This is a genomic window from Rhizobium sp. WYCCWR 11152, from assembly GCF_013087615.1.
Taxonomy (GTDB): Bacteria; Pseudomonadota; Alphaproteobacteria; order Rhizobiales; family Rhizobiaceae; genus Rhizobium; species Rhizobium indicum.
Map to the genome: position 1 here is coordinate 154,637 of NZ_JABFCP010000011.1, position 17,348 is coordinate 171,984.

Sequence of the window (17,348 nt, forward strand, 5' to 3'; positions counted from 1 at the left end):
TCCGCCTCCCCGCCCGTCAATCGAGGATTTCGTCATGGAGAAAAAACCGAGCGTCCGGGTTGCCGCCGCGCAGATCGCGCCGGATCTGACCTCGCGCGAGAAAACACTGGCCCGCGTGCTGGATGCAATTCGTGAAGCGGCAGCCAAAGGCGCCGAGCTGATCGTCTTTCCCGAAACCTTCGTCCCCTGGTACCCCTATTTTTCTTTCGTGCTGCCGCCTGTTCTCTCCGGCAAGGAGCATGTGCGACTTTACGAGGAAGCCGTCACGGTACCGAGCGCTGCCACCGATGCCGTCTCGGCAGCCGCCCGCGAGCATGGCATCGTCGTGGCGCTTGGCGTCAACGAGCGTGACCACGGATCGCTCTATAATGCCCAGCTGCTGTTTGATGCCGATGGCACGCTCCTCCTCAAGCGTCGCAAGATCACCCCGACCTTTCACGAGCGGATGATCTGGGGCCAGGGCGACGCCTCCGGCCTGAAGGTGGTCGACAGCGCCGTCGGACGCCTTGGGGCGCTGGCCTGCTGGGAGCACTACAACCCTCTGGCCCGCTACGCCCTGATGGCACAGCACGAGGACATCCATATCGCCCAGTTTCCGGGCTCGATGGTCGGGCCGATTTTTGCCGACCAGATGGAGGTCACTATCCGCCACCACGCGCTGGAAAGCGGTTGCTTCGTGGTCAATGCCACAGGCTGGCTGACCGACGAGCAGATCGCCTCCATCACGTCCGACGCAGGGCTGCAGAAGGCCCTTCGCGGCGGCTGCATGACCGCGATCATCTCACCCGAAGGCAAACACGTCGTGCCGCCGCTCACAGAAGGCGAAGGCATCCTGATCGCCGATCTCGACATGAGCCTGATCGTCAAACGCAAGCGGATGATGGATTCCGTCGGCCATTATGCCCGGCCCGAGCTGCTGCATCTTGTCATGGATGGTCGCGCCACGGCGCCGATGGTCACTACCACCCAGCCATCCCTCCCCACAGCCGAAGCAAGGATCCTTTCCGATGGAGAATACGACACGTCTGCCGACCGAGGTTCTGATCAACGAATTGCAGTCCTACGGAGCCCGGCTCGTTGACCCCAAGGCCGGACATGAAAGCCGCCGCGGTGGTGCCGGACCTTCCGACCACAAGGCACTGACCATTGACGGCATGACGGTGATGGTGCCGGTTCACACCGCACCTGCGTTCGAGAGCCCCTATCTGGTGGAAAAGCCGGACGATATGGGCCGCAGCCGTATCAGCAGGGACGGCACGGTGCTGGGCGAGGTCTCCTTTCCCCTGCGCCCGCGCTTCTACGAGCGCTCGACCGCCGACGGCATTCCCTATTCGCAGATCGCCGTTCTGCACGGCAAGGACGTGCTCGCTACGACCGTGCTGCAGACCTGCATCCGCTATCAGAGCCGCACCAAGACCTGTCAGTTCTGCGCCATCGGCCAATCGCTGGCAGCCGGCCGTACCATCGCCCACAAGACGCCAGAGCAGCTCGCGGAAGTCGCCAAGGCCGCGGTCGAACTGGACGGCGTCAAACATATGGTGATGACCACCGGGACGCCGAAGGGCGACGACCGCGGTGCTGCGATCCTCGCCGACAGCGCCCGCGCCATCAAGGCGGCCGTCAACATTCCCATCCAGGCGCAATGCGAGCCGCCGGAAGACGATATATGGTTCACCCGCATGAAGGAGGCCGGCGTCGATGCCCTCGGCATGCATCTGGAAGCCGTGACGCCGGAGGTGCGTGCCCGCATCATGCCGGGCAAGGCGCAGGTCTCGATCGCCAAATACATGGCCTCGTTCAAGGCCGCAGTGGAGGTCTTCGGGCGCGGCCAGGTCTCGACCTATATCCTGGCGGGGCTCGGCGACAGCCGTGAAGCCATTCTGGACATCTGCGAAAAGCTGGTTGCGCTCGGCGTCTATCCCTTCGTCGTGCCCTTCGTGCCGATCTCCGGCACGCCGCTCGAAAGCCACCCGGCGCCGAGGCCCGACTTCATGCACTCGATCCTCGGGCCCTTGTCCAGGATGCTGGTCGCCAGCGGCTTGAAGGCCGTCGATATCAAGGCCGGCTGCGGCAAATGCGGCGCCTGCTCCGCCCTTTCCACCTATGAAAGGATGCTCACCAAATGATGCTCGAAACCTTTGCTCCCTATCGCTCGAGCGAATTCCAGGTGAAGTTCGCGACCTCCGCCTGGGAACGCAGCCAAGCGCATGCGCTGCGCCGTGCCGTCTTCTGCGAGGAACAGCAGATCTTCGAGGGCGATGACCGCGACGCGATCGACGATCAGGCCATCCCGATCGTGGCGCTCTCCATGCTCGGCATTGCCGCCGATCAGCTGGTCGGAACAGTGCGCATTCATCAGGCCGAACCCGGCCTCTGGTGGGGCTCGCGACTGGCGGTCCACCAGGATTTCCGCAAGATCGGCGCCCTTGGGGCGACCCTGATCAAACTCGCCGTGTCCTCCGCCAATGCGATCGGATGCCACACGTTTCTCGCCAATGTGCAGGTGCAGAACGGTCTGCTGTTCCGCAGGCTGCACTGGGATGTGATCGAAGAGTTCGAGGTCTACGGCAAGCCGCATCTCAGGATGAAGGCCGACCTTGCCTATTATCCACCCTGCGCCACACCCGAGGCAGGCTTCACCGCCCTTTCCAGAAAGGCGGCGTGAGGATGGCCGCAATCGACATCAAGAGCCTGGCGGCAAAACTCTCGGCCAGCAGCGGCATCGCCGCCAAGCAGGATATCGGCACGATCGCGGCAAGGTTCGGTCTGCATGGGCAGCAGATTGCCGTCGGCGACGATTGCGCCGCGCTGCCCGATGGCGACGGTTATCTGCTCTTTGCCATCGAAGGGTTCATGAACGAGTTCGTCGCCGCCGACCCCTGGTTCGCCGGCTGGTGCGGCGTCATGGTCAATATCTCCGACGTCGTTGCCATGGGCGGCCGGCCGATCGCCGTGGTCGATGCCGTCTGGGCCGATGGCGAGGCTGGCGCGACACCCGTTCTGGAAGGCATGCGGGCGGCATCCAGCGCCTTTGGCGTGCCGATCGTCGGCGGCCATACCAATATCCGCAGCGAACGCGGCCAGCTATCGGTCGCCATTCTGGGTCGCGCCGGGAAGTTGCTGACGAGCTTCGATGCAAAGCCCGGCGATGTGCTGGTTGCAGCGATCGACCATCGCGGCCGTTACCGCGAACCCTTCAGCAACTGGGAAGCCGCCACCGATGCCGCGCCGGCGCGCTTGCGCGGCGACCTCGAGCTGCTGCCAGAGATCGCCGAGGCCGGGCTGGCGCTGTCTGCGAAGGATATCAGCCAGGGCGGCATCATCGGCACGGCCATCATGCTGGCCGAATGTTCGCATGTCGGCATCGATATCGACGTCACCGCCATTCCCCTGCCCGCCGGTGTCGCCCTCGACCGCTGGCTCGTCACCTTTCCGAGCTTCGGCTATCTGCTCTCGGTCGCGCCGGAACAGGCTGCCGAGGTCGTCACCCGCTTCACCGCGCGCGGCATCAGCGCTGCGGTCATCGGCGCAGTCGTGGCTGGCGCCGAGGTCGCGCTGGTCGATGGCGAGAGCCGTGCAGTGGTGCGCGATCATGCCGAAACACCGCTGCTGCAGCTTGGTCGGCAGGATGTCGCCGCATGAGCCTCCCGCCGCACCGAACGCTACGCATTGCCATGCTGACCCATTCCACCAACCCGCGTGGCGGCGTGGTTCATGCCATGCAGCTTTCGGAAGCGCTGACCTCGCTTGGCCATGAGGTGGTCCTGCATGCGCCCGATGCCAAGGGGGCGGGCTTCTTTCGTCAACCCTCCTGCGGCACCGCCTGCATTGCCGTGCCGCCGGCACCCGCGGACATGACGCAAATGGTCGAGCAGCGGATTGCCGATTATGTCGACTATTTCCGAAGAACCGGAACCAATGGCTTCGACCTCTTTCACGCCCATGACGGCATTTCCGGCAATGCGCTGGCAACCCTCAAGCTGGAGGGTCTGATCCCGAATTTTGCCCGCACTGTCCACCACATCGACCAGTTCGCCGATCCGCGCCTGATGGCTTTGCAGGATCGCGCGATCGATGCGGCCGATATCTTCTTCGCCGTCAGCCGCCTCTGGCAGGACAAGCTGAGAGATGACCGCGGCATCGCGGCGACAGTGGTCGGCAATGGCGTCGATACCAACCGCTTCTCGCCGGCCTGGAGCGGGGAACAGGTCGCTCTGCGCGACAGACTGCAGCTGGGAAGCGGACCGATCTTCCTCAGTGTCGGCGGCATCGAGGCGCGAAAGAACACCCTCGGTATTCTCGAAGCCTTTCGTCAGGTCCGCGCCATCCGGCCGGATGCCCAGCTTGTCATTGCCGGCGGCGCCTCTCTTCTGGACCACGGCGACTATCAGGAGGAGTTCCGTTCTTGCCTCGCCTGCCTCGGTCGGGACGCCGCAGCGGTGCATATCACGGGCGCGATAGCAGATGCCGATATGCCGAGCCTCTACCGGTTGGCGGATGCGCTGGTGTTCCCTTCCCTCAAGGAGGGCTTCGGCCTCGTCGTTCTGGAAGCCATGGCCAGCGGCATTCCGGTCGTGACATCCTCGATTGCGCCCTTCACCGAATATCTAGGCCCGGGTGACGCGATCTGGTGCGATCCGCATCATCCGGTCTCCATTGCCGAAGGCATGGCGCTGGCGCTGGTCGCACCGATCCGCGAGCAGATCATTCCCCGTGGTCTCGCGGTTGCCGCCCGCCATGGCTGGCAGCAAACCGCGACCGCCCATCTTGCCCGCTATCACACGCTGCTGGAGCCCGACCATGCCTGAAATGCGCTTTGTCATAACCTGGCCCGATGGCCAGGAAGAGAGCTGTTATTCCCCCTCGCTGATCATCCGTGAGTTTTTCACTGAGGGTGAAAGTTATTCGGTCGCCGATTTCGTCGATCGCAGCCGCGGGGCGCTTACCATCGCCAGCGATCGCGTGGAGGCGAAGTTTGGTTTTGCCTGTTCATCCGCAAACGACCAACTCGCCCGAATTGAAAGCGCCGCTGTCGCCTTCCAGAATGACGCAGATGCCCGCGTCCACTGCAAAACCTTCATCCTCTGAAAGGACTAGTCCATGCCCCAGAACCTGAAGCAGCATTACAGCACCGCCGTCATCGGTGGCGGCCAGGCCGGCCTGTCCGCCAGTCATTACCTGAAGAGGCACGGCATCGACCATGTGGTCTTCGAGAAGAAGACCGTTGCGCATAAATGGAAGAATGAACGCTGGGACGCCTTCTGCCTGGTGACGCCGAACTGGCAATGCCAGCTTCCCGATCATCCCTATGACGGCACGGATCCGCACGGTTTCATGGTCAAGGACGAGATCCTTGCCTATGTCAACCGCTTCGTGAAGAAGGTCGATGCTCCGATCTTCGAGCAAACCGGCGTGACGTCGCTCGAAAAGCATGGCGGCCTCTTCCGGCTCGAAACCTCGGCTGGCGCGGTGACCGCCGATGCCGTGGTGATCGCCACCAGCCTCTATGCACATCCGGCCATTCCGCGTGCGGCGGAGCGCCTGCCCGAGGACATCATGCAGATCCACACCGCCGGCTACCGCAATGCCGGCCAACTGCCGGACGGCGGCGTCATCGTGGTCGGTTCCGGCCAGTCCGGCTGCCAGATTGCAGAGGATCTGCATCTTGCCGGCCGCAAGGTGCATCTCGTCACCGGCAACGCACCGCGTTGCGCCCGTTTCTATCGCGGTCGCGATGTGGTCGACTGGCTTTCCGATATCGGCCAATACGACATCACGGTCGAACATGATGGCATGACGAAGAAGAAGCACGACACCAACCATTACCTGACAGGACGCGACCGTGGACGCGATATCGATCTGCGCAAGTTCGCGCTGGAGGGCATGGCGCTATATGGCCGCATGTCCGGCATCGCCGCCGGCCGGATGCTGTTCGAGCCGAACCTGAAGGCCAATCTCGACGGCGCCGACCGTGTCTATAACGGCATCAATGCCCTGATTGACCGGCATATCGCCGAAAAAGGCATCGATGCTCCGGCCGGATCCCCCTATGTCCCTGTCTGGGAGCCTGAGGCGGAGATTGCCGAACTCGACCTGAAGGCGGAGGGGATCACCTCGGTGATCTGGGCCACGGGATTCAGCCCGGATTGGTCCTTCGTCGGTCTGCCGATCTTCGACGGCAACGCCTATCCTGTTCATCGCCGCGGCGTCACCGCCGTCGATGGCGTCTACGTGCTGGGACTTCCCTGGCTCTGGACCTGGGGCTCGGGCCGGTTCCTCAGCGTCGGCAGGGATGCCGAACATGTGGTCGGGCATCTTGCGGCTCGACGTTCGGCACAGACATCGTCTCTCAAGCAATCGGTCAGCGCCTGATCATGAGCGCAGCCCTTCTCGATTTTCCGCCCGCAGGGCCTTCGGCACGCGACCTGATGGAACGTACCCTTGATCCGCATGTGCTGCTCGGCATGCCCCATCTGAACGGAAGCGGGTTATCGGAGACCTGGCTGATGAAGGAACTCGGCCATCGTCACTGGCTGATGCTCGCCTGTCATCTTGGGCTCGAGAATGCGGATTTCAGAACGGCCGATGGAGAGGAGGCTTATGCCGCGATCTGTGCAACGTCCGTGACAGATGCATGTTTCGACGTCGTGCAGGCGAACGACATTTTGACCATTCATTCGAGATTGTCCGCAGTCTCACGAACCCGGACGTCGACCCGGCACGAGTTGTCCGTCCACGGACGAAGCGTCGGCGCGGTCGAACTCATCTCAACCTTCGTTTACAGAACGATCAAAGACAGCAATCACTCGATTGCCCGTGTGACGTTGCCTGAGCCGCAGGGACAGCGGTTCCAGCCCAGCCGTCTGGCCCAGAATGCTGCTGACATCCGGAGTGGGCGGTTAGGGACGCATTTCGGGTTTCCGGTCCCCGCCTACAAAGCGCTCCGAACCTTTCGGTTTGATCCCAGCACCTCCCAGGAGTTCAACGGCGCAGGACTATTTTACTTTGCCGAGTATCAGGCATTGGCCGATCGCGCTTTGGAAAACTGGCTTCCCCGCAAGGGGCCAGTCGTCCGAAAGGACGTCTTCTTCCTTGGAAATATCGAACAAAATGAAAGCGTTTTCTTCGACCTTGTTGATTTTTCTGACGAGCAAAAAGCTGTCCATGGGCAGTTGCGACGCGAAAATGGGAAAGTGATCGCCAAAATATTCGGGACGTGGACATGTCTTCGCTGAGGCATGCATTGCAGATTTCAGCCGCCTCTCACCTGTCGTTTGATCGCCGCCAAAATGCATTCGGAATAGACTACCAGCAGGTAAAACCAGCATCGGCAACGACTGTCGTACCGGTCATGAGGCTTGACGCATCCGATGCAAGAAAATGGACGACGGAAGCGATCTCGTCAGGTTTGCCGAGACGGTGCATCGGGGTATCTCGCAGCCAGACATCGATCATTCCCTCATTGTCGTGACGATATGTGGTCATCGCAGTCTCGATGTAGGTGGGCGCAACGGCGTTGACCCGGATGCCACGGTCGGCCCATTCGGCCGCAAGCGACGATGTCATCTGGTGCACGGCAGCTTTGGCGGCGTTATAGTAGGTTTGCTTCTGCGGGCGGTTCGATATCAGACCCGACATCGACCCGATGTTGACGATCGAGCCCGAATGGGCATTGAGCATATGCCGGGCGAAGGCGCGGTTACACCAAAATACGCCATTGTAGTTGACGTCATTGACGTGGAGCCAATGCTCGTCGGTTACGTCTTCTGCGGCGACGCCGGAACGAGCGATCCCTGCATTCGCAACCAGGATGTCCACCTTGCCATAGGTCGAGACCACCCAGTCGGCCAGCCTATCGACTTCCGCCGATTTCGTAACATCGACCTGGTAGGTGGCGACATCATATCCCTTTGCTTTCATTGCCGCCGCGCCCTCATCGGCGATTGCCTTATCAATATCGGCAATGACAACTTTTGCTCCGTGTTCGGCAAGCGCCTCGACGCAGCTTAGCCCTATGCCGCGTCCGCCACCGGTAACGACAGCGACCTTGCCATCCAGGCGAAACTTTTCTGCGTACATTTGTGTCCTCCACATAGTCTTCAAAGATCAATGATCTTCTTGACGAACTTGCTCTGCGAGATTCAAAAACGGATGGCGGCCCGGCTGGTTGAAGTGCTTGAGGCGAACATCGAGCAACCTCTCGATCTGATCTGCATTGAACTCCTTGGCGCCGCCGTAGGAGGCCGCGAGGTAGACGACCTTGGCGTAGTAATCGAGTGCTTCCATCTTGAAATAGGCGCTGTTCAAATCATGCCCATAAGTCAGGGCGCCATGGTTTTCGAGCAAAAGCGCATCGTGCCTTTGCAGGTAGGGTATGATGGCGTCGGACAGTTCCGGCGTGGACGGAAGGCCGTACGGGGTCAACGGGACTTCGCCCAAAAACATTGTCGACTCAGGCATGATCTGTTGGGTCAGCGGCTTGCCACAAATGGCATGCACAGTGGCGTAAAGCGGATGCGCATGCACGACGGAACGCACATCGTCGCGATGATCGTAGACACACAAATGCATGCCAATTTCGGTGGACGGACGATATAGCCCATCACCGATGGGCTTTCCGCTGCGATCGATATGGCAGATCATTTCCGGCTTCATAAAGCCCTTGGAGACACCGGTCGGCGTGCAAAGAAGCGTACCGTCATCCAGTAGAACGGAAATATTGCCGTCGTTGGCCGCGCCCATCTCACGCGCGTAGGCGCGTCGGCCCACCTCGCAGATGAATTCACGCAGTTCGAGATTATTTTCCATGATCCTCACCTTCAATTCCGGAGAGGACCATAACTGCGGCAGCGACATAGTCAACAAAAACAGAAATTTTAATGTTTGAAAATGTTGTTTTTAGTAGAGAACTGGGATTTCCAGCTTTTGAAAATGTTGGATCCATTCGTCGGAAGGCTGACGATCGGTGATAACAGCGTTGATTTGATCAACAGGGCAGACGCTGGTGAGCGCCGAACCATCAAACTTGTCCCCGTCGACGAGGAGACACACCTTTCGGGCGGCGGCAATGAACGCACGCTTGACCTCAGCATCCGGAAGGCTCGCATCCATAACGCCTCCCGATATCGAGATGGCCTTGCAACTGATGAGCGCGATATCGGCATTGAATTTGGCGATTGCCTGCGTTGCCAATGTTCCAACGAAGGTCATCGACTGCTTACGCAGCTCGCCGCCGACAGACACGATAGTGTGCTGCGTTGCTCCGGGATTAGCGGTAATGCGTACAGAATTGGTAATCAACGTTAGGTCGTGATGATCTTTAAGCGCGCTGAGCACTTCAAAAGCTGTCGATGAGGAGTCAATCATAACGGCATACGCATCATGCACCAATGCAGCCGCGAGAGCGGCAATCTTCCGCTTCGCCTCGATATTGGTGACCTGACGCATCCGGTAGGGAAGATCTTCCGCTTCGGCTTCCCTTGCTACCGCCCCTCCGTGTGTGCGGCTCAGAAGTCCGCTTCCATCCAAGGTCTGCAGGTCGCGGCGGATCGTCTCTTCGGTGACGCCAAAAGACTTGCTGAGATCAGTGACCTGCACCGTCTTGTGACGATAGACCAGGTCAAGAATTTTCTGTCTTCGTTCGACTGCGAGCATTTTTTAGGGGAAACCCATTGTCATTTCTGAGGGTAGTAATTCAGGATATCGGCAGACTTTTCAATCACGATGCGAGCCGCTGCAAGGTTTTCGATCAAACCAAGGCCAATCAGCTGCATTGCGATATTTCCCCAAGCGCTTGCTTCGATTGGTCCGACGGTGACAATGCGGCTGGTGCGGTTTGCTATCATTTGGCACAAAAGAGCGTCCTGGCCCCCGCCACCACAGATCCGAAGGCGGGCCACCGGTTCGTGCGTCTGCCGTTCGAGCGCCAAAAGACTTGCTGCAACGTCTTCAATCAACCCGCGGTAAACTGCAAGTGCGAGAGTGCCGAGGTCGTCATTGGTGCATCCAGCGAGTTCGGGGCAGGCGCGCGTCAAAGCGGCCACAATGTCGGGCGGATCGAAGAAAGCTGGATCCGACGGATTGATCGAGGCTGACATCCCACGTGCGGAGGCAATCGTCGCAAGGTCTGACATTTGAGCGAAGCTGATCTCCTGTCCTACGCGCCCCGACCAGTGCGCACGAAGCTTTTGCAGCAGATGTAACCCATTCAAACTTCGCAAGAAAAGCTGACGACCTTCAATGCCACCTTCGTTCCCGAAACCGCTTAACCTGGCGTCCTCCGAAGCGATCGCGTGACGTACCTCGCGGCCGATGATTGACCATGAACCACAGATCAGGAAAGCTTCCTGCGTCCGTAGTGGAAGTCCGCATACTGCGCTTGCAGTGTCGTGGGCCGCGACAGAGATCACGGGAATTCGGTTGTGTAGTTGAAGTTCCAATTGGAGCTCTTCACGAAGCCGGCCAAGGACCGTGCCTGGCTGCCTCAACGGCGGAAGCAGGCCGAGGGAGATGCCTGCGCTGCTGCAGATGGAACGATCCCATTTTCCGTCCAACGAGAGAAGGCCGGAGGTGCGCGCAAGCGTAAGGTCGCCGCCGACTTCCCCTGTCAGATAATAATTGACGGCATCGGCGATCATCAGCACGCGCTGGCTGGTGTTCACCGATGGATCTTCCTTGCCTGCGCTGAAAAGCTGATAGACCGTGTTGATTGGGAGGACCTGCGAACCGGTCCGTTCGAACATTTCACCGGGCGTCATGGGAAAGGCGTCATAGCCTCGTTGGGAACGGGGATGCCGGTAGTGGTGAGGCGCAGCCTGCAGCTTTCCAGAAGCGTCAACGAGAGCATAATCTACCCCCCAACTATCCACGCCGATGGAATCGATCTTCGCGCAACGTTCGAGTGCCAGCTGCAACCCCTTCTTGATTTCCTCAAGCAAACGATTGAGGTCCCAGTGAGGTCCATCATCGAGGCGCATCTCTATCCCGGAGAACCGGTGAATCTCCGAAAGATCGATCTTTTGTCCGTCGAAACGGCCCAGCATCGCCCGCCCGCTGCCAGCGCCCAAATCGACTACGAGGCAATTGATCATTTTGCTTCTCTCAATAAATGGCTCGGACGCCTGCCAAAGCGACAGTATCAGACCGCAAACACAAACCAATCTTTATAAATGTGGCTTTATGTGATTTTATTTTGACTTGTATAGCGCCCCGGTTTTGCGGTTTGCAGCGACAGAAAGGTCTTCGAACAGCGGCGCGCTTGATGCAGCGTTCCGCGAGTGATCTAGTGGACTGACAAATGGAAGTGAACTTCAGCAGTCCGTCTGATGAATGTTCGACCGCTCCTGTGCTAGCCTCCTATGCGCGTCTGAAAAGACGCGCGGCGCTGTAGAGAAAGAAATGCGAGCACGTGACGACCAGCATCAGACATATCGCGAAACTTGCAGGAACATCGGTCTCTTCGGTCTCGCGCGTGCTCAACAACAGCGGTTACGCCTCGCCTGAGCTCAGGGATCGCGTCGAGGCGGCTATCCGAACGCTGAACTACACCCCCAGCAAGGGTGCCCGTATGCTGCGCGGTGCACCAAGCCGGATGATCGGACTGATGCTGCCGTCGATTGAAGTGCCGTTCTTCGGCATCCTGGCCCATGCGATCGAACAGGAGCTGTTTCAGCACGGCTATCAGACGCTGATCTGCAGCACGGCGGAAAATATGGACCATGAGGTGCGCTACATCTCCATGCTGCTCGCCCAGCGCGTCGATGGCGTCATCGTGGCAAGCGCCTTCGGCAGCACCGAGCATTTCGGAGTGCTGCGTGACGCTCACATTCCAATCATCGCCATTGACCGCGAGTTGAGCGGCATCGCCGACGACGCTGTCATGGCCGATCACGAGGAAGGCGGACGGCTGATGGCGCGCCATCTGATCGACCTCGGCCACCGGGCGATCGCCATCGTCGGCGCGCCGGCACACAGCCAGCCTATCCAGCTTCGCCTGCAAGGCATCACGGCCGAGATGGCGAAAGATGGGATCGCACCCGCCATCGTGGCGATGGCAGAAGAGCACAGCTTTGCAGAGACCTACCGGCTGGCGCGCGAGCTGCTGGCGTCTCGACCTGAGGTCACCGCAATCATCGGCACGACCGATGTTTCGGCGATTGCCGCAATCCATGCCGTCCAGGATCGCGGATTTTCCGTTCCGGGCGACTATTCGGTCGTGGGTTTCGACGATCTGCCCGAGGCAGCCTACGTCTTTCCACGGCTGACAACGGTCGCACAGCCGATCCGCGATGTCGGGCGACAGGCAGCACGGCTGCTGGAAGCGCTGATCGACGAGCACCAAACGGGAGACGAATCTCGACAGGGCGCGATCGTAAAAGTGCCGGTCACGCTGATCGAGCGCGATTCCACCGGTAGCGTCCGCAACTGAGATGTGACCCCGATGCTAGGGCCGGACGATGACCTTGATCTCGCCTGGCAATGGCGCGTTGCCCACCACGTCGGCGACCTCCTCGAGACCGATGGTTTTGGTGACCAATGCGTCCAGTTCCAACGCCCCGCTCGCGACCATTGCCGCAGCGCGCGAATGGGTGAAGGGGTTGAGGTAGGCCGGCCTGATATCGACTTCGTTTACGAGCAGATCGAAGGGCAGAACCGGCACCTCGACACCCGCCGGCGTCACCCCGAAAAGCACGAAGGCACCACCGCGCCGCGCCATTTTCAGACCGGTTTGAAGCGTCTCGCTGACGCCGGCGCATTCGATGACCACGTCGGCGCCGCCTTTGGTGAGTTCTCGAACGGAAGCGATTGTGTCTGAAGAAACCGGGTCGAAGGCGTGCGTCGCCCCCAGGCTCAGAGCGGTTTGGCGTCTCGATTGCTGCCGCGTAATCAAAATGATCTCAGCTGCCCCAGCCAGGCGGGCCAGTTGCACCATGAGCAGACCGATCACGCCCCCGCCGAGGATCGCGACGCTGTCGCCCGGACGGATCCTTGCCTTGTCGATCGCGTGGATACAACAGGCCAGCGGTTCACTGAAGGCGCCGTGAACGGGATCGAGGTCGGCCGGCAGGATGAAGGCCTGCGCGTGTGGCACCGCCACATATTCCGCAAAGCCGCCATCCCGTGTCACGCCGATGGCGGTCAAGCTCTCGCATAAGTTCGGCCGCGCCTGCGTGCAAGCCCGACAGATGCCGCAGGCGATATTGGGGTCGACCGTCACAAGCTCACCGCCGGTAAAGCGGGTAACGGTATCGCCGATCGCTTCGACTATGCCGCAGAATTCGTGGCCCAGCGTGACGGGGATCGCTGTCGGATACTCGCCCTTGTACATGTGGCGATCGGAACCGCAGATGCCGGCAGCTACCACCCGGACAAGCAGCTCGCCCGGCCCGGCAACCGGCTTCTCAACGCTGCGCATGGTCAAAGACCCGATCGACTCCAAGCGTACAGCTCTCATTCCACTCCTCCAGACCACAAGTTTGATTGCCTTTTTGCGTGATGAAACCGCCTCTCGGGATGACGCGCCACGCGGCATCGACCATCCCGGGGCCTGGCTCAAGCGCTCAGCTCATGACATTGCCGCCATCGACATTGTAGCACTGCGCCACGATGTATGCTGCATCGGGTCCGGCCAGGAAGGCGGCCATGGCAGCTTGTTCGTGGGGGGCGCCAAATCGTCCGGCGGGGACGGCGGCTGCCACGCGGCGCTTGACGTCACCGGGTTTCAAACCTTCCCGGCTGCCGAGTTTTGCATCGACGACATCCCACATCGGCGTATCGACGACGCCGGGAGCGATGGCGTTGACGTTGATGCCGTAACGGATCAGCTCCAGAGCGCAGCTTTGCGTGATGCTGATGACGGCCGCCTTGGAAGCGCAGTAAGCCACTGCCGGTCCCTCACCCCGACGCCCAGCCTGGGATGAGAAGTTGATGATGCGTCCACCTTCCCCTCTCTCCACCATGTGCCGGGCAACGGCCTGCGTCATGAAAATCAAGCCTTCGATATTGACCTGAAATACTTTTGCGGTGCGCTCCCGGGATATCTCCAGAATCGACTCGACCTCGTAAATACCGGCGGCGTTGACCAGGATGTCGATCTGACCGGCGGTGGCGATGGTGAAGCGGGCAGCTTCGTCGATGCTGTCCTGGCTGGTCACATCAAGCGCTACACCCCAGGCATCAGAGCCGATCGCTTCCGCTACCCGTGCACATCGTTCACCGTCGAGATCCGCAACGATGACCTTGGCGCCTTCGGCGGCGAAGCGTTCGCAGACCGCCTTGCCGATGCCGCTCGCTCCTCCTGTGACCAATGCCACCTTGCCGGAGAGCCGCGCGGTTTCGGTATATGTCATCACACTGCCTCCCTGGTCGCGGCTGCCGTAACGAATAGCTTCATGTCTGCTCCTCCATTCTGACTGGATGGTGATCGGCGCCGCCCACTCCTGAGACGACGCCAATGGGCTAAGCGGTTTCCGGGTTCGTCTCCTGCGCCTCGCGAAGAAGGACAGACATGTCGGGGATGCCATCGGTGGCTGTCGCCCCCTTGAGGCAACGCGCAGCTGCGGCATGGGCGACGGCGCAGATATGCTCGACAGGCCAGTTTTCATGCAGGCCGTAGAGCACGGCGGCGCAGAAAGCGTCTCCTGCGCCGACGGTACTGACGATGTCATCGGGATCGACAGGTCGTGAACGCGTCATGATCGGGGAAGCGCCAGGCGCGAACCAGAAGCAGGTTTCCGGCGCATGGATGATCGCTCCCTTGGCGACACCAGCCGCAAGCAGGCGCTCGCCCGCTTCCAAAAGCCCCGCCTCGATCAAATCTCCCTTCGCATCGCGAACGGCAACGTCGGTTGCCCGCCCCGCTTCCATCTCGTTGATGATCAGATAATCGCAGAAGGGCAGAGCCACACCGACCTTGGCCGCAAATTCCGGGTCTTCGCTCGAGACGAAATCCACGCAGGTCGTAAGCCCGGCGCGACGCGCGGCCTCCAGCAGGCGCGATGCTCCCGAACGGCCGTCGGGGCCGATGCCGTCGAGACCCGGCAACAGCATGAGATAACCCAGATAGAACAGCCGATAGCCGGCCTTGACGAAGGTTGCGGGTGAGACAAGCTCATCCGTGACGGCATCGTTGGCGCCGCCATGATAGAAGAAGGTCCGGTTCTGGCCGGGCACATTCATGACATGCGTATGCGCCGTGACGCGGTCGGAAAGCGCCGTCAGCCCACCGACATCGACGCCGGCAGGTGCAAGGCGGGCCTTGACGATCTCTCCGTCCTGATCGGCGCCGATGCATCCCGCCGCCGCCAGCTTTCCGGGAAATCCGAGCGAGGCCAGATCGGTGACGACATTGGCCGCCCCGCCGCCCACGCCCAGATCCTGGTGCAGGATATGGGCGAGATTGCCCTGTTCGGGCCAATAGGACAGGGTGTGGACGCGATCGACAATGAAGTTTCCCGCGCAGACGATGCCGCCCTGCTTTCGACTGTCGCGATCGTGAACCTCCTCCCCGGCTCGCATCAGCTGGCTCCTTTGTTCCACAAGGGTCTCAGCGGCGGCTCGTCTTCCTCGATCGCGGCAAAGCGCCCGATCGGCTCCAGAAAGAAATTATCGCTGTTGTCGTCGTTGACCTGGCTGACCTCGCCGACAAGGACAGGTCCGCCGCCTTTCCTGCCGTAGAAGCGGTGATAAAGTCCGGTGCGGATCGTCACGCTCTGGCCAGGCTGGAGAACCAGCGGCTCCCATGCGGCAAGCCGGCGCGGCAGCCCGTCTACCGGAACCGTCACATCCTCCGTCAGAACATTGCCATCGGCATCGGTTGCTGCGAATTCGATGACGAGATCGCCACCGGCGCGATTGATGATGTCTTCCATCTTCGCCGCATGACGGTGCGTCGGCGTGAGCTGCCCTTCCTCGACGAAGAGCAGCTTTTCGGCATAGGTCCGCTCACCCTCGATATCAACGATGCCATTGCGCAGGCAGAACAGCACGAGGCCGCATTCGGCGAACCGGTCCGAGCCGAAATCAGTGACATCCCAACCCAGCTGATGGGCGCGCAAATAGGCTGAAGCCTCGGGATGAGTGGCAAAATCCGCCGCCGTCCAATATCCCCATGCCGGCAGGGACCAGTGCCAGCGCTCGAGGGTCTCGGTTGCCCGCAGCAAGGCGGCGTTGATCACAGAGCGCTGCATCAGACGGATGCCCCGTCATACGCGACCGGTACCACGACGTCCTCGCGGCCGGATTTGAGGGCTGCCGTCAGGACCGCATGATGCGCCTGCGCTTCCGCCGGCGTCGCGCAGCCGAAACCGTTGGCGTTGCCGCCGGCAAGCTCATCGACGAAGGCCGCCCACATCTGCTGTATGGCGTCGGCAAAACCGAATTCGAAGATCTTGCCTGTAATGGCTGGAAACAGCGAGCCATAGCCGAGATCCTCGGTGCTCCAGGCTTGCGCACCGCCATTATAGTCCATCCATTGCCACTGGCGCGGCGACTTCGTGCTGAAGAATGCGCTTTTCTTCATGCCGAGAACCCTGATGTACCAGGTGTTGGATTCGCCGGGCGCGATACGCCAGGTTTTCAGCACCATCGGGAAATCCTGATCGCCGGTGCGCACACGGCTGCTGATCGTGGCATTGTCCCAGGTGGTGCAGGGCAGCATGCCGCCCTTGCCGTCAGGACGTTCGGTGACCTTCTTGACCAATTGCGCATGCAGGGTGGTCGGGCGCCAGCCGAGACGCAGCGGCACGTGCAGCACATGCATGCCGAGATCGCCCATGCAGCCATAGTCGCCATTGATGTCGGCCATGCGCTTCCAGTTGATCGGCTTCTGCCGGTCGATATCCGAAGAGTGCAAGAAACCCGCCTCGACTTCGAGGATTTCCCCCATCTCGCCGCTTTTTGCGAGCGCGATGACCTTTTGTGCGCCGGGGAAGAAAGGCATTTCCGAGGAGCAGCGGACCAAGAGTTCGGGATGCTCGGCAAGAACCGCCATAATTTCCCGGTTCTGCGCGGCGTCCATGCCGAAGGGCTTTTCGCCGAGAAGATGTTTTCCGGCCTTCAGGATGTCGATGTAGAATTGCTGGTGCAGCACATGCGGGACTGCGCAATAGACTGCATCGACCTCGGGATTGGCCAGAAGCTCCTTATAGTCGGCGGTGAACTGGCGAACAGTCGGCACATGATCCCTGAACCAGTCGAGCAGCGTCGCGTTGGTATCACAGACGGCGACGATTTCCGGTCGCGCCTTCACATCGGCCAGATGCAGCCAGCGCGCCGCAGCGCTCGCGAACTCGCGCCCCATCAGACCGCAGCCGATGACGCCGAAGCGGAATATTTTCGTCATGACATCT

General features: G+C 60.7%; 18 protein-coding genes. 9 read left to right on the plus strand and 9 right to left on the minus strand.

Annotated elements, in window-relative coordinates; all coding sequences use genetic code 11:
- The first annotated feature begins 34 nt into the window (after window positions 1-34).
- Genes G9X67_RS22265 through G9X67_RS22300 form a run of 8 tightly spaced genes read left to right on the plus strand, consistent with a single transcriptional unit; the run spans window position 35 to window position 7,235 of the window.
- A complete protein-coding gene (locus G9X67_RS22265; RefSeq protein ID WP_171599698.1) occupies window positions 35-1,081 on the plus strand; it encodes a Nit6803 family nitrilase in 1,047 nt (348 codons plus the stop codon).
- Entirely contained in the window at window positions 1,008-2,126 is a 1,119-nt protein-coding gene (locus tag G9X67_RS22270; protein ID WP_171599699.1) for an MSMEG_0568 family radical SAM protein, read from the plus strand. Before G9X67_RS22265 ends, G9X67_RS22270 begins: the two co-directional genes overlap by 74 nt.
- On the plus strand, window positions 2,123-2,665 hold the full coding sequence (locus tag G9X67_RS22275) for an MSMEG_0567/Sll0786 family nitrogen starvation N-acetyltransferase (RefSeq protein WP_138334410.1): 543 nt from the start codon (window positions 2,123-2,125) through the stop codon (window positions 2,663-2,665). The genes G9X67_RS22270 and G9X67_RS22275 overlap by 4 nt, the downstream gene beginning before the upstream one ends.
- Before the next feature lie 2 nt (window positions 2,666-2,667).
- Entirely contained in the window at window positions 2,668-3,642 is a 975-nt protein-coding gene (locus G9X67_RS22280) for a sll0787 family AIR synthase-like protein (RefSeq protein ID WP_138334411.1), read from the plus strand.
- Window positions 3,639-4,808, plus strand: coding sequence for an MSMEG_0565 family glycosyltransferase (locus tag G9X67_RS22285; protein ID WP_138334412.1), 1,170 nt, complete (start codon window positions 3,639-3,641; stop codon window positions 4,806-4,808). The genes G9X67_RS22280 and G9X67_RS22285 overlap by 4 nt, the downstream gene beginning before the upstream one ends.
- Window positions 4,801-5,088 carry an MSMEG_0570 family nitrogen starvation response protein gene (locus G9X67_RS22290; protein ID WP_138334413.1) on the plus strand — a complete coding sequence of 96 codons (288 nt, stop codon included), beginning with the start codon at window positions 4,801-4,803 and terminating at the stop codon, window positions 5,086-5,088. The genes G9X67_RS22285 and G9X67_RS22290 overlap by 8 nt, the downstream gene beginning before the upstream one ends.
- 12 nt (window positions 5,089-5,100) lie before the next feature.
- Window positions 5,101-6,372 carry an MSMEG_0569 family flavin-dependent oxidoreductase gene (locus G9X67_RS22295; RefSeq protein WP_171599700.1) on the plus strand — a complete coding sequence of 424 codons (1,272 nt, stop codon included), beginning with the start codon at window positions 5,101-5,103 and terminating at the stop codon, window positions 6,370-6,372.
- Window positions 6,373-6,374: 2 nt separating this feature from the next.
- The gene (locus G9X67_RS22300; RefSeq protein WP_138334415.1) at window positions 6,375-7,235 is read left to right on the plus strand and encodes a Pnap_2097 family protein; all 861 of its coding nucleotides are present in this window, start codon (window positions 6,375-6,377) and stop codon (window positions 7,233-7,235) included.
- A 70-nt stretch (window positions 7,236-7,305) separates the two neighbouring features.
- Here the strand turns inward: G9X67_RS22300 and G9X67_RS22305 are convergent, their stop codons facing one another.
- The 4 genes from G9X67_RS22305 to G9X67_RS22320 all read right to left on the minus strand — a co-directional run bounded on the left by G9X67_RS22305 (window position 7,306) and on the right by G9X67_RS22320 (window position 11,090).
- Complete coding sequence (locus G9X67_RS22305; RefSeq protein ID WP_171599701.1) at window positions 7,306-8,079, minus strand: glucose 1-dehydrogenase; 774 nt, start codon at window positions 8,077-8,079, stop codon at window positions 7,306-7,308.
- Window positions 8,080-8,106: 27 nt separating this feature from the next.
- A complete protein-coding gene (locus G9X67_RS22310) occupies window positions 8,107-8,808 on the minus strand; it encodes a class II aldolase/adducin family protein (RefSeq protein ID WP_138334417.1) in 702 nt (233 codons plus the stop codon).
- 90 nt (window positions 8,809-8,898) lie between these two features.
- Window positions 8,899-9,654, minus strand: coding sequence for a DeoR/GlpR family DNA-binding transcription regulator (locus tag G9X67_RS22315; RefSeq protein ID WP_138334418.1), 756 nt, complete (start codon window positions 9,652-9,654; stop codon window positions 8,899-8,901).
- Window positions 9,655-9,674: 20 nt separating this feature from the next.
- Window positions 9,675-11,090, minus strand: a complete 1,416-nt coding sequence (locus G9X67_RS22320; RefSeq protein WP_138334419.1) for an FGGY-family carbohydrate kinase — start codon at window positions 11,088-11,090, stop codon at window positions 9,675-9,677.
- A 317-nt stretch (window positions 11,091-11,407) separates the two neighbouring features.
- Between G9X67_RS22320 and G9X67_RS22325 the strand changes: the two genes are divergently transcribed.
- Entirely contained in the window at window positions 11,408-12,427 is a 1,020-nt protein-coding gene (locus G9X67_RS22325) for a LacI family DNA-binding transcriptional regulator (protein ID WP_138334420.1), read from the plus strand.
- A gap of 15 nt (window positions 12,428-12,442) precedes the next feature.
- On the opposite strand, the gene G9X67_RS22330 is transcribed toward G9X67_RS22325, so the two are convergent.
- The 5 genes from G9X67_RS22330 to G9X67_RS22350 all read right to left on the minus strand — a co-directional run bounded on the left by G9X67_RS22330 (window position 12,443) and on the right by G9X67_RS22350 (window position 17,341).
- Window positions 12,443-13,453 (minus strand): zinc-dependent alcohol dehydrogenase family protein, encoded by a 1,011-nt coding sequence (locus G9X67_RS22330; RefSeq protein WP_138334421.1) that lies wholly within the window; start codon window positions 13,451-13,453, stop codon window positions 12,443-12,445.
- Between the two features lie 106 nt (window positions 13,454-13,559).
- On the minus strand, window positions 13,560-14,348 hold the full coding sequence (locus G9X67_RS22335; protein ID WP_138334422.1) for an L-iditol 2-dehydrogenase: 789 nt from the start codon (window positions 14,346-14,348) through the stop codon (window positions 13,560-13,562).
- Window positions 14,349-14,457: 109 nt separating this feature from the next.
- Window positions 14,458-15,516, minus strand: a complete 1,059-nt coding sequence (locus G9X67_RS22340; protein WP_171599702.1) for a carbohydrate kinase family protein — start codon at window positions 15,514-15,516, stop codon at window positions 14,458-14,460.
- Window positions 15,516-16,187 carry a D-lyxose/D-mannose family sugar isomerase gene (locus G9X67_RS22345; RefSeq protein WP_171599703.1) on the minus strand — a complete coding sequence of 224 codons (672 nt, stop codon included), beginning with the start codon at window positions 16,185-16,187 and terminating at the stop codon, window positions 15,516-15,518. Before G9X67_RS22345 ends, G9X67_RS22340 begins: the two co-directional genes overlap by 1 nt.
- Window positions 16,187-17,341, minus strand: a complete 1,155-nt coding sequence (locus tag G9X67_RS22350; protein ID WP_171599704.1) for a Gfo/Idh/MocA family oxidoreductase — start codon at window positions 17,339-17,341, stop codon at window positions 16,187-16,189. Before G9X67_RS22350 ends, G9X67_RS22345 begins: the two co-directional genes overlap by 1 nt.
- Window positions 17,342-17,348 lie beyond the last annotated feature (7 nt).